Raw genomic sequence first — 25,362 nt, 5'->3', positions numbered from 1 at the left:
AGCGTACCGACAAAAGTTCTAGTCCCTTATTTTTTAGCGATCTTATATAGATTGCCTTGTTCACTGACCACATACAGTGCACCGTTTTCGGCCTGGGTGATCGCCCGGAAGCGTTGTCCCATATCCTGCAACAGCCACTGCTCCGCAGCCACACGGTTACCATCCAGTACGAGTCTGGTAACATGAGAGCTGCTCAGACAGGCAATAAATATATTCCCTTTCCATTCAGCGATAGTGTCGCTATTATAAAAGGTCATACCGGAAGGTGAAATAACCGGATCCCAGTAATAAACGGGTTGTTCCATGCCCTCTTGTTGCTGGATACCTGCTCCTACCGCTTCCCCGCTATATTCTCTGCCGTAGGTAATCACCGGCCAGCCATAATTTTTCCCCGGGCGCACAATATTAAGTTCATCGCCGCCTTTGGGGCCAAATTCAACTTCCCAGATATCCCCGGTAGCGGGATTTATCGCCATGCCCTCCGGATTGCGAAATCCGTAAGCATAGATTTCCGGCAATGCACCGGTTGAATCCACAAAAGGCCCACCTGGCACCGGTTTACCGTCTTTTGTGATGTGCAGCACTTTACCGATGGCTGCGCTCAGATCCTGCGCTTTTGTCCGGATTTGCTTGTCAGAGCGTTCTCCTGTACTAACAAAGAGATTGCCGTCCTTATCAAATAATATTCTTGAACCATATTGCAGGGTCCCTTTCCAGGCCGGCTCTGCCCGGTAAATAACCTGAATATTTTCCAGGTGCGTCTCATCCTTGGATAATTTCCCTTTGGCCACCGCCAGTAAATTACCGGTAGGCCCGGGTTCCGCATAATCAAAGTACACCATCCTGTTGTGCGCGAAGTCCGGATCAATGTTAACATCCAGCAGCCCCCCTTGCCCATCGGCATTGACTTTAGGTAGTCCTGTTATTTTTTTGTCCAGTTTACCATCCAGGGTTTCAATGCGCATGGTTCCCAGTTTTTCCGTAATCAACAGTCTGCCATCCGGCAGGTTGCAGATAGCCCACGGATATTTAAGCGTGCTGTCCAGTAAAGTAACTTCAATGGGTGTCTTGGTCGTCGCACCTTTTACTCGGGTCTGTCCCTCAAAAGCCGGTTTATAATTGCTATTGGGGGCTTTTGTTTCTACCGGCGGCAGACTGTCCGCAACGCCTGCTACCGTATCCTGACTTGTTTTTGACTGAGAATTGCTGTGGCAACTAAATAGCGCACCTCCTAATAAAATCCCGAGAAGAGAGCGCATGGCAAAGGTATTCACCTGTGAATGATGCATAGGATTATGGTTTTTCAATGTGAATTTACTGCTTTTAATGGGCAAGACCAGTATGCTTAACACTTTATTAGCAATACAACCGTTCTTCTCAAAACGCCTGGTCAAGGTCATTTCCGTGCCGAACGCTGGCCCCAGGCTTTCTGTACAGAATCTTAGTGTTTTTGCTTTGTAAAGCCAATGGACTCATTATATGCCTGACTTTGATTTTTAGCAATAGTCAGCGGCTGCCAGTCCTCCTTTTTCAACATTTTAGCGATATATACGATTTGTCCCACGTGTCCGCTGTAATGCATTAACTGTCTGATTATGGCGTCATAGGCCTTCATCTGTTCTGCCCTGATTGTAATATTTTTTTCCAGATCAGCCGGTTTTAGGTTTCCAAGGGCCCCTAAAAGACAGGCCCAGCCTTTCTCCCAAAGATCCAAAATTGCTTTTTCATTGGCCAGTTGCGCATCCGGCTGTTCAAACTCCTGATCCCGGTTGCGCCAGGTCTTCTCTCCGTCTTCTGTCAGAAAATTTGTCCAGCGGCTCATCATGTTACCGCCCATATGTTGCATAATCACAGCGATACTATTGCTGCCGGGACTCACAATGGAAAATAATTGTTCCTTTGTAAGTTGTCCGGTAGCTTTATCCGCCATCAGCTTATACCCTTCGAGTCGTATTATACTTTGGCGAAGAAAGCCCGTCCCTAATGAATCAAAGGAGTTGTCATTTTCAGTCATCACTTTTTCGTTTATTTTCTGGTTGGTTAAATTGTAAATCAGGCAATAAAGCTAATCAAATCCGTTCAGACTTGAGCCGCCAGTAAACAATTTCAAGGTTCGTTCACAGGGAATAAGCCGTGGCTAAAAATTTGCCTGCGCTGCTTTTTGGGGATTATAACAATCAACTTGGGGCTATTCGGGTTCAGATCATTAAATTTGCGGTTCAAACCCGGGATTCAAACACAGACAAACAAAATAAAAATTATTATTATATGGCTTCATTTGAAGTAATAGGTGGCAAAAAGCTTAGTGGGAGTATTCAACCGCAGGGGGCTAAAAACGAAGCCCTGCAGATTATCTCCGCCGTGCTTTTAACCAATCAGGAGGTTCGTATAGAAAACATCCCCGATATATTGGATGTCAATTTGTTGATCGAACTGCTTTCCGATATGCAGGTGCAGGTTAACAGAATTGATCGCCACACCTGCATTTTTAAGGCGGATCAGATTCAGACAGATTACCTGAACTCGCCGGCCTTCAGAGAAAAAGGCAGTAAATTAAGAGGCAGTGTCATGCTGGCAGGCCCCATGCTGGCCCGCTATAAAAAAGCCTATATCGCCAAACCAGGGGGGGATAAAATCGGCCGCCGGGGTGTCGATACCCATATTTTAGGTTTCCAGAAACTGGGCGCCGAATTTGTATATAACCCGCAGACCTCCTGCCTGGAATTTACCACCTCCGGTTTAAAGGGCTGCTATATGATGCTCGATGAGCCTTCCGTTACCGGTACAGCCAATGTGTTAATGGCCGCCGTTTTAGCTGAAGGCGAGACGCAGATTTACAATGCGGCCTGCGAACCTTATATTCAGCAACTCTGCCGCATGCTTAATAGCATGGGGGCCCGGATTACCGGAATCGGCAGTAACCTGTTAACCGTACAGGGCGTTAAGGAACTATCCGGCACCACCCATACCATGCTGCCCGATATGATTGAAATTGGCAGCTTTATCGGTCTTGCAGCGATGACCTCCAGTGAACTGACGATTAAAAATGCAGGCATTGAGCATTTAGGCGTTATCCCGGATAAGTTCAGAAAACTGGGGATTCAAATGGAATTCAAAGGAGATGATATTTATATCCCGCAGCAGGATCATTATGAGATTGCGACTTATATGGATGGCGGGATCTTAACCATTTATGATAACCCTTGGCCGGGCTTCACTCCGGATCTGATCAGCATTGTGCTGGTCACCGCCATTCAGGCCAAAGGCAGTGTACTCATTCATCAGAAAATGTTTGAAAGCCGCTTATTCTTTACCGATAAACTCATCGATATGGGCGCTCAGATTATACTTTGCGACCCCCACCGTGCCACTGTCATTGGGCTGGACAGAAAACATCCACTCAGAGGCATTACGATGACCAGCCCGGATATCAGAGCGGGACAGGCTTTGCTAATCGCTGCTTTAAGTGCAGAGGGCAAAAGCACCATCCAAAATATTGAACAGATTGACAGAGGTTATCAGCAAATCGATCAACGTTTAATTCAGCTAGGGGCTGATATTCGAAGAATTGATAACCAGAAATAAAAGAGCAGTTCAGTGGTACTGCCCTTTACCATTCAATCACTCATACCACTATTTATCTATCCACAAAAACAGAATTCAATTTACATGTCTAATCCAACTACAGATAATCATACAGCAGAGGCGGCCTCTCAGGTAGAATCCGCCATTAAAAACAGAAGATCCGTTAAACCTCAGGGGTATAATGGTAAAGTTATTGAAAGCGCCCTGATTGACCGCCTTATAGAAGCGGCCAACTGGGCACCCACTCACGGTCTGACAGAACCCTGGCGCTTCATCATATTTGACGGGGATGGCATCAAGCGCTTTTGTAAGGACCATGCAGAGCTATATAAAGCCCATACGGACCCGGAAAATTTTATGCAGGCCTCCTATGATAAATTAAAAAACCAGGGAGACAATGCCTCTCATATCATTGCCGTCTTTTCTAAAAGGGGACCAAAGTCCAATATCACAGAACTGGAAGAAATTTGTGCCACTGCCTGCGCAGTTCAGAATATCTTACTCACGGCGGAAGCGCTGGGTATATCCAGTTTTTGGAGTACGGGCGGTCAGACCTTAAAACCGGCCATGAAACAATACTTTCAATTATTACCGGAAGACCAAATGATTGGACTGATATATTTAGGATATACAGAACAGACGCCTGCAGCAGGCAGAAGATTAACCCCTATAGAAGAAAAGGTGATGTGGTATCACCGTTAGTCTTTTTTGGCAGTTTAAAAATTCCTAATCACTCACCAAGCACTAAAGTTATATGGCAACGTCGGAACAAATAGGCAAACATCATGGCAAAATGATTATTTTAACGGCTCCTTCCGGAGCCGGTAAAAGCTCCATTGCGCATTACCTGCTGGATAAGCATGCGGACAAACTTTCATTCTCCGTGTCTGCCACTACCCGCAATGCTAGAGGAGCAGAAAAAGACGGTGTTGATTATTATTTTCTGTCCGTAGATCAGTTTAAAGCAAACATCCAAAACGATGCTTTTTTAGAATGGGAAATGGTCTATGAAGGTAAATATTACGGCACGCTAAAATCCGAACTCAACAGAATCTGGGATAGTGGTAAACTACCCATTATGGATATTGATGTCAAAGGAGCCATCCATGTCAGAAAACAATTCGGGGAGGAATGCCTGTCTATATTTATTCAGCCACCATCCGTAGAGGCACTGGAAGAAAGATTAAAAGGCAGGGGCACGGAGACCCCTGAAAGTATCCAGACCCGGTTAAATAAAGCTAAGTACGAATTATCCTTCCAGCCCCATTTTGACAAGACCGTCATTAATGAAAACCTGGACGATGCACGCAGACAGGCAGAGCAGTTAATTATGGATTTTATTAGATAAACAAATACTAGATGGATGGTGTAGGTTACCGAACAATTTAAAGTAGCGCCCTAAAAACGGGCCTTTAAATGTCAATGATTCAAACTAACCTCAACGCAGGTAAATATGCCCTTTAACATCCCCAAAAGATTTTAACAACACAGATTGCTTAGGAGATGTAAGCCCATGATCTGCAGAGCTGTTGCAAAAAGGGAGGGTTAAGTTGCACTGGGCTTTTAAAAGTGCAATTGAGTTTTCGGTACATCTCAGATTGCCTGGATAAGCATATGGCCAATCCGCATCCACAGGCAATAATTCTTGTAATTATTAAAGGAGTTTCTGGAGAACTATGAACTAAATTAAAGCCCCCGTTCTTCTGAGGATTAAATTCTTGATTTTCTATCTCCCAACACATGCAGCCGGCTTCGCATATTTGGAGGATATTCTTTCTATTGGGCTTCTGATCTGTTATGAAGTTAAACCGTTTTTATTCAGGGTGCGGTGTCTGCTCTAATCTTTTTATGTACTTAGAGAAGTCAAGAGGTTATTTAGCCAGCTTTAGGAGTCCTATGCTAAAGTCTGCTAAATGGCCGCTTGCTAACCGATACACCTAATTCCATTATAAAAGTAAGGTATCAATAGTGTTTTGAATGGTGCTATCCAATTTGGAGCTAACGGTATGAAATGCTATTTCTATACCAGCGAACCAACTACATTTATTAAAAGATAAACCTTAAAACTATAGCCCATGGCTAAGATAAGAGCGTAATATTAATCTTTATGCGAATGGTCGAAAAACCTGATTTCATAGCGGTTATAGACCTGAATTCAATTTCATTGAAGAAATAAAAACATCAGGCAGAATTGATTTGATAGCCAAAGATCAGTTTCTATTCCTTTCTATTATTACCATCTTTTTCATAATTATCAGCAATCCTTAATTTCATCGTTTAATTTTTTGGCCCCCATAAGGCTGAACCAGCTCATGGCTTTGATCTGTCCGTTATAGCTGTCCGTGGCGTACGTGCCGGTATTGACCCCTTTGGGAAGATTTATGCCTGTACGTGTTTTTTTGTAATCATTGGCATAGTAGTCCAGTACCATACCGAAGGCATCGGGCAGAAAGCCGTTTGCCCCATCGCCCCCGGGGTCTTTGGTCCTGTCACTGATGCTGATCGCCTTTAAGGAACCGTCCAGCAGATGGGTGTAGTCCAGCCCCTGTAGCTGGCTGCCCAGCTTCATGCGTTTTACCTGCCCCGTGAGGCTGTATACGTAGTGCGCCTGTAGCTGTCTGGTCGTCGTGTTGTCTACGGTATTGCTGAACACGGAGTCAATCCGCTGGTTGTCGTTGTAGGTATAGTACTGTACAAAGGTTTCTGCTGCATTGCCTTTCTGGTAAATAGTCTTGGTGAGTTTGCCGGATATATCGTAGGTATAGCCCATCCTCTTGTAGCCCAGTCCGGTGATATATCTGAAAAACGCCAAGCTGCTGCCTGACGTTGATATTATTCTGTTAATTCGTTTTCTAACTCTATCTTTCGTTTGAAGTAAATCCGTTGGGCTTCTTCATCAAAATCTACCAGTTTTTCATAGTGATTATCATCAAAAACTAACTCGTAATAGCCCCAAATGGCTTCCTGATAGGGATAGTTTTCATCTGTGTTTTTTAAAGACTTAAAAAACCAACTGGAAGGTAGTTTATTATCAATAACTTCAAAAAGAGGATACGGATATGCAGAAACATACCCGCCATCGTCTATTAAGTAATCCAGACACCCTTCGCCTAAGAGCATTCCCATTACTATATATTCCCTACCAATTATCAAACCAAATTCAGTATGTCCCGTAGCCCCAAACCTCCCTAACTCATCTTTGCTTAAAGACTTATTTTCATATACCCTTAGTGCGTCTCCTGTATTATTGATACAACGAATTTTCATAGACTATTTGAATTTAAAATCATCAACGGCTTTTAAAGCACCGTTACTCCATTGACCAATATAGTGAATGATTGTCTTGCTGCCGTCCAGTCCGATATGCTCATATTGCATTTTTCTCCAACCTGACCAACGGGGATCTGTAAGCGGTTTCATTCTTTGAATAATTTGACCAGCTGCCGGATTTGATAACGCTTCCTTCATTGCCAACTGCTCGGTAAGGTTTTCCGCTGCCGTTCTACCCGTAGAACCTAAGCCTAAAGGTTTGAGTACCCCCTTAGCGGCAACTTTGATAACCTACCAAACATTCCATTTTCCCCCTGTTTCAAGTTGAAGCATTACAGCTTCTGCACAATTTCTATCTTCAGACTTCAAAGACACAAAGAGTTCGGTCTCGGTTTCAAATCTAATCGTAATTATTTCTTCTTTTTCATCTTCATAGGCCGAACTGATTTTTTCACCCATCAACATACACAATGTATCATAATAACCGAAATCTTTTGAAGTAATAATTTTACTTTTAACTTTTATTTTCGGCAAAGTATAAGTATTTAAAACCGGCCCATCAAATTAGAATTGTATATAGCCCCTGATAAAAGTTATTCCTACCAATTCAAGGTTTTCTAAAAATTTCAATATCGGCTTATTTAAATTTTGCTTTTTCATAATAAAATTATTTTGCAAGAGTATCTAGAGCATCACAGAAACGGCCCCAACGGGGAACAGAATTTTATTCTGGAATAGTTTTAATGAGCTTTGGCTTAAATTTTTTAATTGGCTTTAGCCAAGTCCTTCATGGCTTTAGCCATTCAAATCAACCTATGGACTTTCACTCCATAGTGTTTTAGTTAGCTTTTTGCCAGTTCTAAAACTATTTTTTTCTGATCCGCCACTACCCCATTAATCAAATTAAAAAGACTGTTTATCGTTTTATAGTCTGTCAGGAACTTCCTGATAGAGGTATTATGTGGCCCGTCCTGACTTACCTGTAATTCTTTTTTGCGTTGCTCCAGTAACTCCAGGAGTTTCTGATTGACAGGCAACTGCCTTAGTACAGAACCCGCATCCTCACTCGCGGGCCATGTGAGTGCCTGCTGAACCGTTTCAAAGTTCTGTTTAATTTGACTGAAGACCAGAGTAAACTCTTCCGATACAAAGCGCTTGTCTTCCTGCTGCGCATAATAAGAAAGAGAAGCGATATAGGAACAAAGCATATTGCTGGTAACGACAAAATGATGATATTCCTGCAACTTCACCTGTTGTCTTTTGGGGTCCGATAACATTCTTTGAAAATTATCGGACAAATTTGCCAGTGCAATAAAGGCATTTTTCCGGCAGAGCTTAAAATATTCCACATCCAGTGGCTTGCCGATAAAATATCCCGCAACAGCAATAAAATACGCTTTATTGGCATCCATCATCTCTGAGGCATACTGATTCTTTTGTTCATGCTCCCAGGTGGGCAGTACAAATAAAGAGGCCACATAACCAATCGCACACCCGATCCCGCTATTTAAAATCCTTTGCATCAGCACATCGCTCATAATCTTTGCACTGATAAAGTCATAAGACAAGATTACCATCATGGTCATGCCGATTGCATAAATAAAGTAATTGATGCGCAGCATGGAGCAGGACAGCAGGGTCGCAAAGCAGATCACCACGAATATGGCGTCCACATCACTGATAAAATATATCGTCAGAAAACTGATGATCCCACCTACAATTGTTCCACCGATTCTGTCAATATTCTTTTGTCTGCCCAGGCTATAGGAGGGCTTTAGAATAATGATAATCGTCATTAGGACCCAATAACTATGATGTCCCAGATTAAACATTCTGGAGACGACCAACCCTAAGACCAGTGCCACCGTCACCCGGATGGCGTGCCTGAACTGTCCTGATTTAAAGGAGATATTTTCAACAAATAATCTAAAATCATATTGTTGCTTAGGCGTGAAAGGATCAAAATCCCGGATACTTCTTTTTTCCTTTACCGGCTCTAATGATGCCCCGATAGTTATTTCAGCAGAAATGTCCTTTTTGCTTTTGGTCAGCAGATTGATTTTTTTAATCCTGTCCGTCAGATCCTGCAGACTATACAGAATTTGACGCAGCATGATAAAGTCCTCCATATTGGACGAATCCATGGCTCTTTCCCTGAGCTGATAAAAAGCACCTCTGCATTTTTCAAATGCCTTATTGAGTTCTCTTTTGCTATGATACTGACGGCCCTGCTGCAGCGCCAGCCCCACCTGTTCCAGCTCAAAAGCCAGAATATTTAAATAACGACCATAGACCTGCAAAATATGTTTGCCGTCAAAAGCCTTATGGAGCTGAACATAATCCTGTTGAGAAAGTAAAATACGCTCATACAGATCCACGCTATCCATAAAAATCACCAGTAAGGAGCGGCTCTTAACGGTAGACTCCTGGACTATCTGCCGGGTTTTAAAGAGCACTTCTCTTAAATTTTCCTGCTGTTCCTTTAAGATGACCTGCTTTTTGAGCATCTGATCCATGATATGATCATAATCCACCTTCGGAGCATAATAACTGCTTCTGAGGTTAAGCAGGGAAGCCAGTTCAATCAAATGCTCTCCCAGCATCTGTTGAATCAATTTATAGGGACGAAGCCGGTAAAAAAGGATAAACAGTACAAAATATAAAATCCCGCCCACGGTCATGTACCAGGCATTGATGAGGATATCTCCGGCCACAAAATTCCGGTCAGAAAAGAATATAAAGCACATTAAAGCGCTGGTACCGATGGAAGACATCCTGGTCCCATAGATACCCGCCAGCGATAGTACAATGGCAAATATCAATAGTTCCGCAATGGATAGCCACATATAATCCCTGGACCAGCCTGCAATGACCGACACCACAAAATAAGCCACAATGGCAATGATATTGGCATTGACCCGGTGTTTAAAAGATCCGGGCGAATCTGCAAATCCCACATTAATAACCCCCAGGGGCACAAGTATATATTTCACCAGTAATCCCTGCTGAAAAAACACAATGGAAGGCACCAGTACGGCAAGGGTAATCAAAAGACCCGCATACAGGTGATGCCCAGAAACAAACTTGCGGAAAGCTGTTATATTGTTCAAAGTGCTTACTGGTTATTTTTTTACAACGCCAAAACTCTGTTTATTATAATCATTCATAACGCGTGAGATACCGGCTACGGCAAACTGTTCAATCATCTCCACACATTTTATTATTTTAGCCTGGATCACCTCCCTTTCTTCGGGGAACCATTTACCCAGCACAAAATCAACCTGCATACCTTTGGGAAACTGATTGCCAATCCCAAATCTTAACTTCGGATATTCCGTGGTACCCAAAATTTGCTGAATATCCCTCAGACCGTTATGGCCGGCGTCGCTGCCGCCGGCACGGATACGTACCTTATCAATGGGTAACGCCAGGTCATCTACCACCGTCAGCGTTCTTTCCAGCGGTATTTTTTCCTTATCCATCCAATATTTAAAGGCCTTGCCGCTCAGATTCATATAAGTGGTCGGTTTAATACATACAAAGATTTTACCTTTCCACTTCACTTCGGCCACTTCCGCCAGACGGTCCGTCCTGAAGCTGCCTTCATGGGCAGCCGCAAAAGCCTCCACCACATCAAAACCGGCATTATGCCGGGTACCGGCATATTCTGCACCCGGATTCCCAAGTCCGATAATTAAAAATTTAGACATATTTATTACGCGTTCTACGACTTTGTTACGGATTCAATATAACAATCAATAACAATAATATGCAAAATTAATGCATATTCATGGGTTATCTGGATAAGTTATGGATGTCTCATAAAAATTGCAGTCCTGGATGCGCCTCAAAAAAAATCCAGGCGGGTATCTTTGTATTATTAAATACTACCCGCCTGGTCATTATTTGTACAAACCACATATCAGGTTTGCGATAGGGCGCACTTACTGCGCTTGTAGCTTAAAGGTAAAATATTTAAAACAAACGGGCAAAAAAAATTACGTCGCCAATGCGTTCTTTTTTAAGACCTAAGCCCCCCTACCTGCAAGTGCCCTGCAATTAATTCACAATCAATATTTATTACGCCTGGTTTCCCGTTTAGATTTTTTTATTTCCACCCATTTTATAGAAAATGCCGGATATTTGTAATGGTAAAGCCAATAATTGTCCATAAAATAATGTCGCCATGCGAACCTTTGTGATGGGTGATATTCACGGTGCCTATAAAGCCTTTGTCCAGTGTCTGGAGCGCTCGGGGTTCAATCCGCAAACGGATCAGCTTATTCAGCTAGGGGATATCGTGGACGGTTATCCCCAGGTGTATGAAGTCATGGAACACCTGTTGTCCATCCCTGATAAAATACTGATTAAAGGCAATCATGACGACTGGCTGGAACGTTATATGGCAACCGGCATCCATCCATCGAGCTGGAGCCACGGTGGGGAAGCAACGATGATTTCCTACCTGCAGCATGCCGGAAAGCCCAATCAGATCATCCGTACTTTTAGTGGGTTTAAAAATAATATGACACCAACAGATATTCCGCAGACCCATAAAAAGCTGCTGGCCAGTCAGCATTTATATTATAAGGACGCTTCAGGGCGTTTATTTGTACATGGGGGCTTTAATAGAAAACTACGGCTGACCGATCAACATCCCACCGATTTTTTCTGGGACAGAAATTTACTAAGCACGGCCCTGGAAATCAAATCGGCCTTGGGGGAAGACACCCCTCCGGAAGACTTCTATGAACAAAGCGACATCTCTGCTGTTTTTATAGGTCATACCCCTACCACTCATCTGGGTAGACGCCTGGCAACGGATACCCCCGTGCAGGCATTAAATATCCTGGATCTGGACACCGGCGCCGGTCACCATGGCAGATTAACGGTCCTGGAATTAACTGCAGATCCCGGCGGATCTGAACTCAGCCGTTATCCCTATTGGCAGTCGGATCCGGTCGGTACGTTATACGACAGATCCTACCGGTAATCCAGGCTTGAAAATAACAGCATACCTCCCTGCAGTCACTTATAAATAATTGATTAATATTTGATTAAAGCATTTTTCATCACTGAATACTTCCTGAGCTGGCCTATTTAAAAAACTTACTGTATATTTATGATAGGTTTTTATTAACACTTGGCGCAAAGAGCCGATAATTGGATTATTATTGCGCGAGTATCAGAACACCTTTAACATAAACATGAACACATGAAATGGATCAATCCTGATGACAGTACGGATGGCGTAGAAGTAAGAAAAGGCGGTGCCCGAAGAGTGGGGAAAATAGGCGGCCTTGGCGCTGTGGTGGTGGTCATCATCTCTCTTATTTTAGGTAAGAATCCCCTGGAAATGCTGGGGTTTGTCAACAACGTGATGCCTACCCAGACGACCTCCCAGAGTACCGGCACTGTTACCAATACGAACGCCAACAATGACTCTACTTTTACCGTCCGGGTATATAACAGCTGTAACAGCGTATGGAGCAGCGTACTCAGGGATAAATTCAATAAATCCTATACCAAACCCACGCTTGTCATGTTTGAAGGCAGCGTGCAGACAGCCTGCGGCGGTGCCAGTGCGGCCTCCGGCCCTTTTTACTGCCCGGGAGACAGAATGGTATATATCGACCTGAGCTTTTTCCAGGAGCTCTCCCAGCGCTTTAATGCACCGGGGGACCTGGCCAAGGCCTATGTGGTGGCCCATGAAATGGGACACCATATCCAAAACCTGCTCGGGATGACCGACCAGGTGGATGCAGCCAGAGCCAGACTCAGTGAAGAAGCGTATAATAAACTCTCCGTCAAACTGGAACTTCAGGCAGATTTCTATGCCGGACTCTGGGCTCATTATGCAGAACAGCAAAATATCATCCAACTGGATCAGGGGGATATAGAATCTGCGCTGGGCGCTGCAGGAGCCGTCGGAGATGACCGGCTGCAAAAAGAAGCAACCGGCACGGTAAACCCCGATTCATTTACCCATGGGACGTCCGCTCAGCGTATCTATTGGTTCAAAAAGGGCTATACCACAGGCGACTTTAGTCAGGGAGATACTTTTAACGACCCGAGTTTAAATTAATCCAGGTATTTTTCAGTTTTAATATTTTTACGCTATACCCATGCAGCAAAACACTTTTCCGTTAAGGCGGCTTTTTAAACCGCTGGTGCTTTTAGCAATATTATCCCCGCTGATGCATACTGTCCGTGCGCAGACAAAGGCCAGGGGGCCGCTTAAAAAGATTCTGGTCTTTTCTAAAACGGCAGGTTTCAGGCACAGTTCTATTGGTGCCGGTAAAACCATGTTTTTATCCCGGAGTGCCGCTGCAGGTTACCAGGCAGATACTACTGAGGACGCCGCCATATTTACCACTAAGGGGCTCGCTCCATATAAAGCCGTGGTCTTTTTAAATACCACCGGTGACGTGCTGGACAGTCTGCAACAAATAGCTTTTCAGGATTTTATCCATAAAGGCGGCGGTTATATCGGTATTCATGCGGCCACCGATACGGAATATGACTGGCCCTGGTATAATCAACTCTCCGGCGCTTATTTTGACAATCATCCAAAGCCGCAGACAGCCACCTTCCATGTACTGGATAAGAAGTTCATAGCCACTGAACATTTACCGGATTCTCTGGTACAAAAAGAAGAGATCTATAATTTCAAGTCCGTTCAACCAGGCCTGCATTATCTGATTACGGTAGATGAATCCACCTATCAGGGAGGTAATATGGGCAAATTCCATCCCATCAGCTGGTATCATACATTTGAAGGCGGCCGTGCCTTTTATATTGAATGGGGACATTTTGACAGCACCTTCTCCTCCCCCGTTTTTCAGAAACTCATTTATAAGGCGCTGGACTGGGCTACCGCTAAAAAATAATATAATCATCCAGCCCTTCAGCCATACCAAAGGGGCAAAGCGTGCCTGAGAGCGGGACATTTATTTTATCCGGATTTGCGGCACACTTTGCCTTTACCTTTACCTTAGTTTGTCATAACAGATGCTCCGATAGCTGCGACAGTCTTTACTACCCTTCTTTATGCGTAAAAAAGGCATTTGCCTGCGCCGTACAGGTAACGACCAGATCATTGATGCAGACATGCTTTGGCAGTGTCGCAACGTAATAAGTGATGTCTGCTATATCAGTAGCTTCCAGCGCCTGGTAGCCTTTGTACACCTTGTCACTTTCTGCCTGATCCCCCTTGAAGCGAACCAGGGAAAACTCAGTGGCTGCTGCTCCCGGATGAATGGCCGTGACTTTTATTTTTTTGGATAACAGATCAATGCGCTGTGCTTTGGAGATGGCCTCCACGGCACTTTTGGTAGCGCAGTACACATTACCCATCGGATAGACATCCTTGGCCGCAGTGGAACCGATATTAATAATATGCCCTTCGCCTCTTTTTTCAAAATACGGCAACACAGCTCTGGACACATAAAGCAGCCCTTTTATATTGGTATCAATCATTGCTTCCCAGTCGTCCATACTGGCCTGATCAAATAAGTCCCGGCCAAGTGCCAGTCCCGCATTATTGACCAGGACGTCAATCTCCCTCCAGTTATCCGGCAACTGCCCCAGCTGTTCGTTGACAGCCACTTTATCTCTGACATCAAAATGCAAGGGAAGCACCCGGACACCATAGCCTCCGGTCAGCTTTTGTGCCAGCTCCTTTAAACGCTCTTGCCTTCGACCGGTAATAATTACATCCCATCCTTTTGCCGCAAAGGTTTCGGCAATGGCTTTACCAAAGCCTGCCGTGGCGCCTGTCACCAGAATTATTTTTGAATCTGCCATTATTCGCTGTTTTTAGAAGGGCAAGGTAGTAAAATTCGACAAATTGAATGCTGGGACCACCACCCGAACTAAAATACAATTATCTAATTCCGGTTGGTTAAAAAAGATTGCTTAAATTGGCTTATGGAAACACTCTGGAAATACCTTAAACCGCATAAGACTCTGATTTTTATCGCACTGCTACTCGCAACCGCTGCGCAGTTGCTCAGTCTGATAGATCCGGTTATCTTTGGGAAAATCATTGATGATTACGCCACCCACCCCGTTGTCAGTACGGAAAAAGGCCTGGTAAAGGGCGTACTGTTCTGGCTGCTGGTGGCAGTGGCAGTGGCACTGCTTTCCCGGCTGGCAAAAGCCTTCCAGGATTATTTTATCCGGCTTGCCACCGCCAGATTCGGCGAGAAAATCTTTAATGACGGCCTCAAACAAACCCTCCGGTTAAATTTTCAGGAGTTCGAAGAAAACAGAAGCGGTGAGACCTTATCTATTTTGCAAAAAGTCAAAACCGATACGGAGCGATTTGTCACCTCTTTTATCAATATCTTATTTTCCTCCGTTGTCGGCATTGGTTTTCTCATCTGGTATTCCATCACCAAAAACTGGATGCTCATCCCCGTATTTTTAATCGGTATCGTTCTGCTGGGTTCTCTGACCGGCCTTTTGAGTAAAAAGATAAAGACCATACAGCGTTCCATCAATAAAGAGACCTATGCCATGTCGGGGATTATTACAGAAAGTCTCAGAAATATTGAGCTGGTGAGATCCCTTGGGCTTACCTTTCCGGAGATCAGACGACTCAAAGGGCTGACGGCCTCCATCTTTGATCTGGAAATGGAAAAAGTAAAAAAGGTCCGGACCCTTTCCTTTTTACAGGGCACGACCCTAAACGTGCTGAAACAATCTATTTTATTTATCCTGTTATGGCTGATTTTCAGAAAGGTCCTTACGACCGGGGAGCTGATTGCCATGCAGTTTATTTCCACCACTATTTTCGGGCCCTTGCAGGATCTGGGCAATATTATCCTGCAGTACCGCGAAGTGGACGCTTCTATCCGGAGTTTTGACAGGCTAATGGTAAAACCCATTGAAACCCGGCCTGCCGCCCCTACGGATCTGGGAGCGCTGGACAGTTTAAGATTTGACAATGTTGTCTTTAAACATAAATCCGCTGACTATAACAGTATAGACCACCTGTCCTTTGAGGTCAGAACCGGACAGACCATCGCCTTTGTCGGGCCCTCCGGTTCCGGTAAGTCGACCCTGGTCAAACTTCTGGTAGGTCTTTACAGGCCTCTGTCAGGCAGTATTCTGTTTAATGAAATCGACTCTTCCGCCATCCGCTATAACCAGTTAAGAAGACAAATCGGCTTTGTCACCCAGGATACCCAGCTATTTGCCGGCACCATCCATGCCAACCTGCAGTTTGTTAAAAGCGATGCCACCGAAAAAGAAATGCTGGATGCCATGCAAAAAGCATCCGCCATGCATCTGTTGGAAAAATCCCCAAACGGCCTTAAAACCATACTGGGCGAAAATGGCATGAAGCTGTCGGGCGGAGAAAAACAAAGGTTATCCATCGCCCGGGCCCTGCTTAGAAAACCTCGGCTGCTGATCTTTGATGAAGCGACCTCTGCCCTGGACTCCATCACAGAGCAGGCCATTACTGCTACCATCAAAGACATCTCATTAGATAAGCAGCAGATTACCATTCTGATTGCCCACCGGCTTTCCACCATTATGCATGCAGATGTTATTTATGTGCTGGAAAAGGGGAAATTCGCAGAAATTGGCAGTCATCAGGAGCTTTTAGAACAAAAGGGACTTTATTATGCCATGTGGCGTCAGCAGGTGGGAGAAAGACTGGAAAGAAATACTGCATTTTCCTAACAAACTTTGCCACATTAAACCTTAATTTTACTGCGGCATCTAAACCTGGATAAGTAAAGGATACGGATGATTATGTTTAAAACCAATCGCCTTATAAAAGGCGGTGATTAGCCGGCTTTACTTTACCTGGGAACGATGATGTAATTCAAAAATAAAGCACAATCAACATGAAGGTTAAAATAGTATTATCGGCGCTACTGGCTGTATTTTTATTGGGTTCACTGCAAACCAAGGCCCAGAATGATTATGACAGCCTCCCTCCATACAGAAAGGATTCTTCCCTTCCTAATTTTCTATTACTCAGGCAAGACAGCAGCTGGCTTAACGTTGCTCAAACGCCGAAAAAAACAGCCGTCGTCATTACTTTTTTCAATCCGGATTGTGAACATTGCCAGCATGAGGCTACCAGACTTGCAAGCGCCATGGATAAATTGAAAAAAATCGACTTTATCTGGGCAACATATGCCGCCTCTTTTGAAGAGATCGACGCATTTGCTAAAAAGTACCACCTGGATAACCTGCCCAATGTACATTTTGTAAAAGATGTCAATTATGCGATCCCCAGCTTCTATCATTTAGAAATGACCCCTTATATGGCCGCTTATAATAAGAAGCGGGAACTGGTCAAAACCTTTCCGACGGGGGCTAGTCCGGAGGAATTGATTAAACTGTTAGAATAAAAATTCTAATCATATCGCTACTAAAATGGTTGGCTGCTGCCTTTATCATATTCTAAACACAATAAATTCATTTATTTATAATCCAAAGCCCTTATTTTCCTGAAAGGTATGTGGTTGATTTCAGGCAAGTTCACTATTATAATTTGAAACTTTGATCAACAATAAACACAAAATGTCAAGACACCGATTTCCCTTTTTTCTCCAGGTCAATGGCGACCGGGCTCCCAAATAAATAAAACCATTTCTTTCGCCAACCTTTAGCTTTTCTGACATCCTGCCAAATGTCTTTTAACTCATGAAAGTTAAGGTAAATGGGGTTCAACCTGTTCCCGATTTTAGTAGTGAGACCATAAACCGGTGGTTCTTCTTCTTTTTGATACGTCCTAAAAAGGCGATCCCAGAAAATAAAAGTGGCCGCAAAATTTTTATCAAGGTATTTTTCCTGTGATCCATGATGCACCCTGTGATTGGAAGGGGTGGCTAAAATGTACTCAAATATCCACGGAAGTTTTTTGATATATTCGGTATGTACCCAAAACTGAAATAGCACACTGATTTGGCTGACAACGAAAAATACCAGCGGATGAAATCCGCATAAAGCTACCGGAATAAAAAATATAATCTTTATGTTTTGAATCCAGCTTAACCGAAAAGAAACCGTCAGGTTATAGCTTTCCGCTGAATGGTGGACCACATGTGTCGACCATAAGAACCGCTGGGAATGAGAAAAACGGTGTGCCCAGTAACTGCAAAAGTCAAACAATATATAACAGGGAATCAGCGTCCACCATTGCAACTCCATACGCCAAGGCAGCACATTATATAGCCATACAAAAAAATACAAAAGACCCACCTTTAATAATAAGTTAATCAGCACATTACCCAGCCCGACAAGTGTCGAACCAATACTTTCCTTTACCTTATATAACTTATGTTTTTCACGCCAGGAGACCCACATTTCAAGAAGTGTAAAAAAAGCCATAAACGGGATCGCATATACGATCAGGTTAGGAGCTTTGTTTTCAAGATGAAGGATTTGTTCATAGGGTATTTTCGGTGCAGCGAACAAGCCGCAGACGGTGTTTAATATCATGTATTAACGAATATAACGAATTTCCACTGGCTTGCCAAGCCTATATTGTTAATATCACTTTATCAGATATAAATAAAACCTCATTTACTTTTTAATGGCGCGTGAAAATACGACCTATGGAAACATAGCCTATGAGTTACGGATTTCGAAAGACCTGATATGAACAGTTCTAAACCCAGTGCCTATGGTTGTATTTTTTCATCCCTTACGCTATTGGTTGGCAATATTATTTTTTAAAAGCAAAATAAACAGCCGCCAGCACACATAAAAAACTGATCAGATATTTCCAGTGAAAAGGTTCTTTCAGATAAAAAATCGCAAAGAAGGTAAAGACCACCAGCGTCACTACTTCCTGGATAATTTTTAATTGAAAGGCGCCTATCCCCCACTCCCTGCCGTAGTGATTGGCCGGCACGGTCAGACAATATTCAAAAAAGGCAATCCCCCAGCTGATTAATACAATTTTCCAGACAGGCAGACTAGCCACGCCCGGTTTAAGATGCCAGTACCAGGCGGTCGTCATAAAGATATTGGAGCAAACAAGTAATAGAATAATCCAAATAGTCTTCATAGAAAACGGATTTTAAGTAACCGGTGTAATGCCGGCGTCAAATGACCTGCTTATTTTACGCCTTCATAAATACAGCAGATTCCCAGGGTCAGCGGCTTAAATAAGGTATCTTTAAAGTGAACGCCATTTAAAATCCGGATAAAGTCATTTCTTTCCGGGAATGCGCGGGCGGATTTATTTAAATAACTATAAGCCTCCTTATTTTTAGAGAATAAATTACCCATGGCAGGCGTCACAGAATTCATATAAAAATTATATAAACCTTTAAAAATAACATTACGGGGTCTGGAGAATTCCAGAACGATTAATTTGCCACCCGGCTTCAGCACGCGCCGCATCTCTGCCAGCCCTTTTTCCAGTTCCTGAAAATTGCGGACACCAAAGGCTACGGTAATAGCATCAAAACTATCATCTTCAAAAGGAAGGGCCACGCTATCGGCCTGCCGGAGGTTGATTTTATCTGCCAGGCCTGCTTTCGCTATTTTTTCCCTCCCGATCTGCAGCATGCCCTGAGAGATATCCACTCCCACAATTTTTTCAGGACGAAGCATATGATAGGTCATAATGGCCACATCTCCCGTACCGGTAGCGACATCCAGGATTTGTGTGGGCTCCAGCGCCTTTAACCTTTTGATGGCTTTTTTACGCCACTGCACATCGATTCCAAGGCTTAAAAAGCGGTTCAGAAAATCATATTTAGGGGCGATATCATCAAACATATGCTCCACCTGGTGCTTCTTATCCTGCTCACTGCCATCGAAAGGCAGAATCTCATCATGTGCGTACTTTGTCATAGCTGCAAAGATAAAGGCTTTTAACTGGTTTCCATTCAGGTAATTCTATGGGTTCGCCCAAGTCCTAAACAGGAATAAAGGCGCTGTTAACACCCGCTGCTTATAACTATTTTTTTTAAAATATAATTAACCAATCCAAGCATTATACTTCGTACATTCACGCTCTAATTTTCTCCAAAAATGAGTCTAGAAGAAGAAATTTTACAGGTTAACGAACAAGTAGAGCAGAAATCCTCTTTTATAGAAAGCATAAAAAAAGAATTATCTGAAAAAATTGTCGGTCAGACCTATATGATTGACCGTTTACTAATCGGCCTGCTCTCCAACGGTCATGTGCTGCTGGAAGGGGTGCCTGGTCTGGCTAAAACCCTGACCATTAAATCTTTGGCCTCCGCTGTGCAGGGACAATTCAGCCGTATACAGTTTACACCGGATCTATTACCGGCAGACGTGATCGGAACGATGATCTACCACCAGCAGAAAGCAGAATTTGTGGTACGTAAAGGTCCGGTCTTTGCCAACTTTATCCTGGCCGATGAAATCAACCGTGCCCCCGCCAAAGTTCAAAGCGCCCTGCTGGAAGCTATGCAGGAAAAGCAGGTCACGATCAGCGATCAATCCTATCAACTGCCTGAACCGTTCCTGGTACTGGCAACGCAAAACCCGCTGGAACAGGAAGGGACTTATATGTTGCCGGAAGCCCAGGTGGACCGTTTTATGTTAAAGGTAGTCGTTGGCTATCCGACCAAACAGGAAGAGCTGCAGATTATCCGCCAGGAGGCCTCCCGGTTAAACGGCAAAAAAGCCATCCAGCCTATTATCACCCTGCAGGCCATCAAGGAAGCCAGAGACCTGGTCAGCAAAATCTATATGGACGAGAAAATCGAGAAATATATTCTGGACATCGTCTTTGCCACCCGTTATCCTGAACAGTACGGTCTGGATAAACTCAGACCATTTATCAGTTATGGAGGCTCTCCCAGAGCAAGCATTAACCTGGCGCTCGCCAGTAAGGCGCATGCCTTCATGCAGAGCCGTGGGTATGTCATTCCGGAGGATATCAAGGCGATTTGTAAAGATGTCATGCGTCATAGAATCGGCATCACCTACGAAGCAGAAGCAGAAAATACCAGCTCGGAGAATATCATTGATGAGATTTTAAAAACCATCCAGGTACCTTAGGTCTATAAACTGGGTCTATAAACCAGGATAACTACCTGATTTATAGCTAAAATAAGCCTATTAGCGGCTGTTCATCACCTGCGTCACTGATAAATTCAATGTTCCCGTGTTTTCTTTAAGGAAAAATAAATACAAGTCATCACAACATAATAATATCAATACCCCGTTAATCACGGAAGATATTGATAATGAGGCTTCTATTGCCAGCAGGGTCCGAGAACTGGAGATCAAAAGTAAACGGCTGACCAATCATATGTTTTCCGGAGAATATCACTCAGCCTTCAAGGGCCGGGGGATGGCCTTTAAGGAAGTCAGAGAATATCAGCCGGGGGACGATATCCGTTTTATTGAATGGAACGTGTCTGCCAGGATGGGCCACGCCTATAGTAAATTATTTGAGGAAGAAAGGGAACTGAGTGTCTATTTGCTGATAGACACCAGTGCCAGTAATCTGTTTGGCACTTACAAACAATCCAAAAAAGACCTGATAACAGAAATATCGGCGGCTATTGCCTTTTCTGCTGTCAGCAATAACGATAAAATCAGCACCATCTTATTCAGTGACCGGATTGAAAAATACGTGCCGGCCAAAAAAGGCCGGCAGCATGTACTAAGGATCGTCCGGGAACTGCTGAGCTTTAATCCGCAGTCAGGTAAAACCGATTTGGAAAGAGCCCTGCGCTTTTTATCCAGTACCGCCAAACATAAATCCATTGTCTTTATCTTAAGCGATTTTGTTGCGGATAGTTATGATCAGGCGCTGGGCGTTGCCGCCAAAAAGCATGATGTAATTGGCATACAGGTCTTTGACCGCATGGATATGCAGCTGCCCCGCATCGGACTTGTAGAAATCAGCGATCCGGAATCGGGCGACCATTTCTTATTTGACAGTAATAATAAAAATGCCAGACTCCGGTACAGCAAACAGTTTGATGAAATTACCGCTCAGGCCCGCAGTCAGTTTAAAAAAGTGGGTGCAGATTTACTCCAAATTGAGACGGGCCAGGATTTTGTAGGTATTTTGCAACAGTTTTTTATTAAAAGAAAATAGCGCCTCCGGCACCCAATAATATTATATCGAAAGAAAGATATGCAACAAAATCATGTACAAAGCTCGCTATGCTTTCCTGAAGACTTTTTCCGTTCCCGCCCAGGCAGGTCCACGGCCGGTCTTTGGAAACTTTCTGTTCTTTTACTGATATTACTTGCCGCAGTACACCCCCAGATGACCAGGGCCCAGCAGGCCGTTGTTACCCTGGACCGGGATCAGATTGTACTGGGTGAACAGGTCACCTTACAATTAAAAGTAGAAAACCTGACAGATCCCGCACAGACCCTGCATTCCTGGTTTAAGATCGAAGATACGGCCGGCCATATCCAGGTGGTAAAGCAAGGCAAGATGGATACGATTTCCGTAGACGGTCAGACGACCTATATGCAGAAATTAACCATTACTTCTTTTGATTCCGGCAGCTGGCAGATCCCGGTGATAGAGCCGGTGGTCAGTGATATTAATCATCAGCAGTATGCCCTTACCACCCGGCCTGTAAGCTTACAGGTCCTGCCGGTGGATGTAAGTCAGCTCAAAGACTATCATCCCTTAAAAGAGATTCTTCCGGTTAATTACACAGATTATACCTGGTTATATATTGTGGCGGCCATCCTGGTGTTGGCGCTTCTGATCGTCTTACTGATCTGGTGGCTCAGAAAAAGAAAAAATAAACCCAGGACCGGTAGACCGGTGATCAAAGGTCCCCCGCTTACCTGGGCCCTTGGACAAATAGACCAATTGGAAAAAGAGGGTCTTGTGGAAGCAGGCAAATTCAAAGAGTTTTATACCCGGCTGCTGGATATCTGCAGAGCTTATTTTGATCAGCGATTATCCACCCACGCCTTCCAGGCCACTTCTAAGGAAATGGTCTTAAGTCTGCAAAATTATCTGGTACGTCACCAGGAAAGACTGGATCTGGAGTCTTTCACGAATCTGAGTGATTACGTGAAATTCGCCGAACACAGCCCTGAAGTGGATCAAACAAAAGAGGCGGTTGGTATCGCCCGTAAAACTTTACAAAGCATAGAAAAACAAATTCTGGAAACACAAACTAAAAAATGATCGTCAACTGGTTCCAACAAACAGATTTTGCGTACCCCTGGCTACTGGTGCTGTTGGCCACGCTGCCGGTACTGGTACTGCTGCACTATAGAAAACAGCAGGTTAAATCTGCGTCGCTGGCGCTGTCTACCACCCGGGAGATTAAAAAATCAAGGAGCTGGAAGTCTGCCCTGATGCCGGTACCCTTTTGGCTCAGAATCCTGGCCCTCGGCGCTTTGATTATCGCCATGGCCAGGCCCAGAAATAGCTTTACCGAAACCTCAACAGACGGTCAGGGCATCGATATGGTCCTGTGCCTGGATATCAGTGGTTCCATGACTGAAAGAGATTTTATCCCCAACAGGCTGGAAGCTGCAAAAAACGTGGCGATGGATTTTGTCCGTAGCAGAGAAGGAGACCGGATCGGCGTTGTGATTTTCAGCAATATCAGTTTCACCCTCACGCCCGTTACGACGGATTATAATATGGTGCTCCAGCAAATCAGCCAGATCAACAGCGGTTACCTGGAAGAAGAAGGGACGGCTATCGGCTCCGGTCTTGCCACCAGCATTGACCGTTTAAGGTATAGTAAGGCCAAGAGCAAGGTTATTATCTTACTGACAGACGGGATGGACTTTGGCGGTAAGATCTCTCCGGATATTGCCACTTCCATGGCTAAGACCTATGGTATAAAAGTCTATACCATCGGTATCGGCAGCAATAAAACCGTAGATGACAATGATCCCTTAGGACAAGGAACCAGACAACTGGACTTTAATCCGGAGCTGCTGAAAAATATCGCCCGTCAGACCGGCGGTCAGTATTTTCAGGCAGCAGATAATAAGACCCTGACCAAAGTTTATGAGAGTATCGGCAAACTGGAAAAATCAGATGTAAAAATCACTTCTTTTAATCGCTATGAAGAAAAATCACTGCCCTTTATTATGGCGGCTGTTTTTCTGATGGTCATAGAACTGGTGTTGCGCTTAAGCGTGCTGCGTAAGTTTCCTTAAAGGCCTGCCCGGCAAGGACGAGTTTCAAAAGCGGCACGTCTCCCCCGGCCCCTGCTACTCAGATAATGCCGGCTTCTTTTTACCTGTACTATACAGCCAGATAAAACCCACCACCATGGCCAGTGAAGAGGCCAGTAAGACGGCGATTTTAGCATCCGCCTGGAAGGCAGGGTCACTATAGGCCAGCGTGGTCACAAAAATAGACATGGTAAAACCAATACCTGCCAGGATCCCAATCCCTATAAACTGCTTCCAGGTGCAGCCCTTGGGCAGCTTAAACCATCCGGCGCGAATCACCATAAAACAAATAAGTCCGATTCCCAGCGGCTTACCAATAAAAAGTCCTAACAGGATACCCCAGGATAAAGTAGACGTAAATACGCTGCTCCAGGATGCCGGTAGTAGGATACAGGTATTGGCCAGGGCAAATAAAGGTATGATGATAAAATTTACCGGCACGTGCACCTTTTTCTCAAAAATTGCCAGCTCTCCGGTAGGTATCATAAACGCAAACAGGATGCCTGCAATGGTTGGATGAATACCGCTTTGCAGGACACTATACCACAAAATCATGGCGAGCAGGATACGGAGCGTCTGTTTAAAATACCCCTTTAAATATTTACCCGTCATCCACAGTAGTGGCAGACAGGCCGCTGCAATACCCAGCCACAGACCTGCAATCTGTCCCCCATAAAATAAGGCAATGATCAAAATGGCACACAGATCATCAATAATAGCCAGCGCCGTTAAAAAGACTTTTAAGGAATATGGTACTTTAGGGCCCAGCAGCGCCGCCACGCCCAGCGAAAAAGCAATATCCGTAGCCGTAGGAATCCCCCAGCCATGCCCAAAATCAGTCCCTCTGTTTAACAGTAAAAATAAAACGGCCGGCAGGGCGACTCCGCTAATGGCGGCAATAACGGGAAGCCCCGCTTTTTTAGGGGAAGACAGTTCGCCTTTTATGAGTTCTCTTTTGATCTCCATGCCGGCCATAAAAAAGAAGATGGCCATTAAAAAATCATTGATCAAATGAATAGGACTCTCTGGCAAATGCAATCCATACTTGCTGGCGACAGCTGTCAAAAAAGGGATATCCCTTTGCCAGACATCCATATAGGATTGACTGATAGCGGCACCGCTATTACTGATCATCAGGGAAATCAGCGTACAGACAATCAGCAGTAACCCCACACTTCGGCTGTCATGAATAAAGGCCCGGAGGGTATAGGTCAGTTGCCTGGCGAGTCCCTCCTTGCTTTTCATTTTGCTCCGGCCAAAAGCCTCTGTTCTATGCAGCTCCTTGTCCTTATCTAATTGTTGACTCATATGCTCTAAGAGAGATTCGGGGCTCCCTTATGGAGCCCCGTTAAAATAATGTAGGTTAAGCGG

General features: G+C 44.3%; 25 protein-coding genes. 12 read left to right on the top strand and 13 right to left on the bottom strand.

Annotated features, from left to right (window positions below):
• Positions 1–26: 26 nt before the first annotated feature.
• Together BLU80_RS08545 and BLU80_RS08540 are read right to left on the bottom strand one after the other, a co-directional pair.
• A complete protein-coding gene (locus BLU80_RS08545; protein ID WP_244518827.1) occupies positions 27–1,289 on the bottom strand; it encodes a PQQ-dependent sugar dehydrogenase in 1,263 nt (420 codons plus the stop codon).
• Positions 1,290–1,441: 152 nt separating this feature from the next.
• Positions 1,442–2,014: a DUF1572 family protein gene (locus BLU80_RS08540; protein WP_091396627.1), complete on the bottom strand. Its 573-nt coding sequence runs from the start codon at positions 2,012–2,014 to the stop codon at positions 1,442–1,444.
• A 254-nt stretch (positions 2,015–2,268) separates the two neighbouring features.
• On the opposite strand from BLU80_RS08540, the gene murA reads away from it, so the two are divergent.
• The 3 genes from murA to gmk all read left to right on the top strand — a co-directional run bounded on the left by murA (position 2,269) and on the right by gmk (position 4,933).
• Complete coding sequence (murA, locus tag BLU80_RS08535) at positions 2,269–3,585, top strand: UDP-N-acetylglucosamine 1-carboxyvinyltransferase (RefSeq protein ID WP_091396871.1); 1,317 nt, start codon at positions 2,269–2,271, stop codon at positions 3,583–3,585.
• An 84-nt stretch (positions 3,586–3,669) separates the two neighbouring features.
• A complete protein-coding gene (locus BLU80_RS08530) occupies positions 3,670–4,287 on the top strand; it encodes a nitroreductase family protein (protein WP_091396624.1) in 618 nt (205 codons plus the stop codon).
• Positions 4,288–4,339: 52 nt separating this feature from the next.
• The gene (gmk, locus tag BLU80_RS08525; RefSeq protein ID WP_091396621.1) at positions 4,340–4,933 is read left to right on the top strand and encodes a guanylate kinase; all 594 of its coding nucleotides are present in this window, start codon (positions 4,340–4,342) and stop codon (positions 4,931–4,933) included.
• Between the two features lie 906 nt (positions 4,934–5,839).
• Here gmk and BLU80_RS08520 read toward each other — a convergent pair.
• From BLU80_RS08520 to pth, 6 genes are all read right to left on the bottom strand, one after another.
• The gene (locus BLU80_RS08520) at positions 5,840–6,397 is read right to left on the bottom strand and encodes a hypothetical protein (protein WP_091396618.1); all 558 of its coding nucleotides are present in this window, start codon (positions 6,395–6,397) and stop codon (positions 5,840–5,842) included.
• A gap of 20 nt (positions 6,398–6,417) precedes the next feature.
• A complete protein-coding gene (locus BLU80_RS08515) occupies positions 6,418–6,852 on the bottom strand; it encodes a hypothetical protein (RefSeq protein ID WP_091396615.1) in 435 nt (144 codons plus the stop codon).
• Between the two features lie 3 nt (positions 6,853–6,855).
• Entirely contained in the window at positions 6,856–7,059 is a 204-nt protein-coding gene (locus tag BLU80_RS19520; protein WP_211481798.1) for a hypothetical protein, read from the bottom strand.
• Between the two features lie 87 nt (positions 7,060–7,146).
• The gene (locus BLU80_RS08505; RefSeq protein WP_091396610.1) at positions 7,147–7,389 is read right to left on the bottom strand and encodes a hypothetical protein; all 243 of its coding nucleotides are present in this window, start codon (positions 7,387–7,389) and stop codon (positions 7,147–7,149) included.
• Between the two features lie 308 nt (positions 7,390–7,697).
• On the bottom strand, positions 7,698–9,965 hold the full coding sequence (locus tag BLU80_RS08500) for an FUSC family membrane protein (RefSeq protein ID WP_091396607.1): 2,268 nt from the start codon (positions 9,963–9,965) through the stop codon (positions 7,698–7,700).
• 12 nt (positions 9,966–9,977) lie between these two features.
• Positions 9,978–10,565 carry an aminoacyl-tRNA hydrolase gene (gene pth, locus BLU80_RS08495; RefSeq protein ID WP_091396604.1) on the bottom strand — a complete coding sequence of 196 codons (588 nt, stop codon included), beginning with the start codon at positions 10,563–10,565 and terminating at the stop codon, positions 9,978–9,980.
• 476 nt (positions 10,566–11,041) lie between these two features.
• On the opposite strand from pth, the gene BLU80_RS08490 reads away from it, so the two are divergent.
• The 3 genes from BLU80_RS08490 to BLU80_RS08480 all read left to right on the top strand — a co-directional run bounded on the left by BLU80_RS08490 (position 11,042) and on the right by BLU80_RS08480 (position 13,745).
• On the top strand, positions 11,042–11,848 hold the full coding sequence (locus tag BLU80_RS08490; protein WP_091396602.1) for a metallophosphoesterase: 807 nt from the start codon (positions 11,042–11,044) through the stop codon (positions 11,846–11,848).
• A gap of 222 nt (positions 11,849–12,070) precedes the next feature.
• Entirely contained in the window at positions 12,071–12,940 is an 870-nt protein-coding gene (gene ypfJ, locus BLU80_RS08485) for a KPN_02809 family neutral zinc metallopeptidase (protein WP_091396599.1), read from the top strand.
• 40 nt (positions 12,941–12,980) lie between these two features.
• Entirely contained in the window at positions 12,981–13,745 is a 765-nt protein-coding gene (locus BLU80_RS08480; RefSeq protein WP_091396596.1) for a ThuA domain-containing protein, read from the top strand.
• Positions 13,746–13,893: 148 nt separating this feature from the next.
• On the opposite strand, the gene BLU80_RS08475 is transcribed toward BLU80_RS08480, so the two are convergent.
• Positions 13,894–14,661 carry an SDR family NAD(P)-dependent oxidoreductase gene (locus BLU80_RS08475; protein WP_091396594.1) on the bottom strand — a complete coding sequence of 256 codons (768 nt, stop codon included), beginning with the start codon at positions 14,659–14,661 and terminating at the stop codon, positions 13,894–13,896.
• Between the two features lie 123 nt (positions 14,662–14,784).
• Here BLU80_RS08475 and BLU80_RS08470 point away from each other — a divergent pair, with 123 nt between their 5' ends.
• Both BLU80_RS08470 and BLU80_RS08465 read left to right on the top strand, forming a co-directional pair.
• Complete coding sequence (locus BLU80_RS08470; RefSeq protein WP_091396591.1) at positions 14,785–16,548, top strand: ABC transporter ATP-binding protein; 1,764 nt, start codon at positions 14,785–14,787, stop codon at positions 16,546–16,548.
• 167 nt (positions 16,549–16,715) lie between these two features.
• Positions 16,716–17,228, top strand: a complete 513-nt coding sequence (locus tag BLU80_RS08465) for a TlpA family protein disulfide reductase (protein WP_091396588.1) — start codon at positions 16,716–16,718, stop codon at positions 17,226–17,228.
• A 175-nt stretch (positions 17,229–17,403) separates the two neighbouring features.
• On the opposite strand, the gene BLU80_RS08460 is transcribed toward BLU80_RS08465, so the two are convergent.
• From BLU80_RS08460 to ubiE, 3 genes are all read right to left on the bottom strand, one after another.
• A complete protein-coding gene (locus BLU80_RS08460) occupies positions 17,404–18,321 on the bottom strand; it encodes a sterol desaturase family protein (protein ID WP_091396586.1) in 918 nt (305 codons plus the stop codon).
• 226 nt (positions 18,322–18,547) lie between these two features.
• A complete protein-coding gene (locus BLU80_RS08455) occupies positions 18,548–18,892 on the bottom strand; it encodes a DMT family protein (RefSeq protein ID WP_091396583.1) in 345 nt (114 codons plus the stop codon).
• 50 nt (positions 18,893–18,942) lie between these two features.
• A complete protein-coding gene (ubiE, locus tag BLU80_RS08450) occupies positions 18,943–19,686 on the bottom strand; it encodes a bifunctional demethylmenaquinone methyltransferase/2-methoxy-6-polyprenyl-1,4-benzoquinol methylase UbiE (RefSeq protein WP_091396580.1) in 744 nt (247 codons plus the stop codon).
• 180 nt (positions 19,687–19,866) lie between these two features.
• Between ubiE and BLU80_RS08445 the strand changes: the two genes are divergently transcribed.
• The 4 genes from BLU80_RS08445 to BLU80_RS08430 all read left to right on the top strand — a co-directional run bounded on the left by BLU80_RS08445 (position 19,867) and on the right by BLU80_RS08430 (position 23,973).
• Positions 19,867–20,868 carry an AAA family ATPase gene (locus tag BLU80_RS08445; RefSeq protein WP_091396577.1) on the top strand — a complete coding sequence of 334 codons (1,002 nt, stop codon included), beginning with the start codon at positions 19,867–19,869 and terminating at the stop codon, positions 20,866–20,868.
• A 106-nt stretch (positions 20,869–20,974) separates the two neighbouring features.
• Complete coding sequence (locus BLU80_RS08440) at positions 20,975–21,919, top strand: DUF58 domain-containing protein (protein WP_244518826.1); 945 nt, start codon at positions 20,975–20,977, stop codon at positions 21,917–21,919.
• Between the two features lie 39 nt (positions 21,920–21,958).
• On the top strand, positions 21,959–22,981 hold the full coding sequence (locus BLU80_RS08435) for a hypothetical protein (protein ID WP_091396574.1): 1,023 nt from the start codon (positions 21,959–21,961) through the stop codon (positions 22,979–22,981).
• Complete coding sequence (locus BLU80_RS08430; protein WP_091396571.1) at positions 22,978–23,973, top strand: vWA domain-containing protein; 996 nt, start codon at positions 22,978–22,980, stop codon at positions 23,971–23,973. The genes BLU80_RS08435 and BLU80_RS08430 overlap by 4 nt, the downstream gene beginning before the upstream one ends.
• A 54-nt stretch (positions 23,974–24,027) precedes the next feature.
• On the opposite strand, the gene nhaA is transcribed toward BLU80_RS08430, so the two are convergent.
• Entirely contained in the window at positions 24,028–25,299 is a 1,272-nt protein-coding gene (nhaA, locus tag BLU80_RS08425; protein WP_244518825.1) for a Na+/H+ antiporter NhaA, read from the bottom strand.
• Positions 25,300–25,362: the final 63 nt, after the last annotated feature.

It is taken from the genome of Arachidicoccus rhizosphaerae, assembly GCF_900107765.1.
GTDB lineage: Bacteria > Bacteroidota > Bacteroidia > Chitinophagales > Chitinophagaceae > Arachidicoccus > Arachidicoccus rhizosphaerae.
Note: the sequence above shows the minus strand (reverse complement) of the source record. Positions and strands in the feature narration are given on the sequence as shown.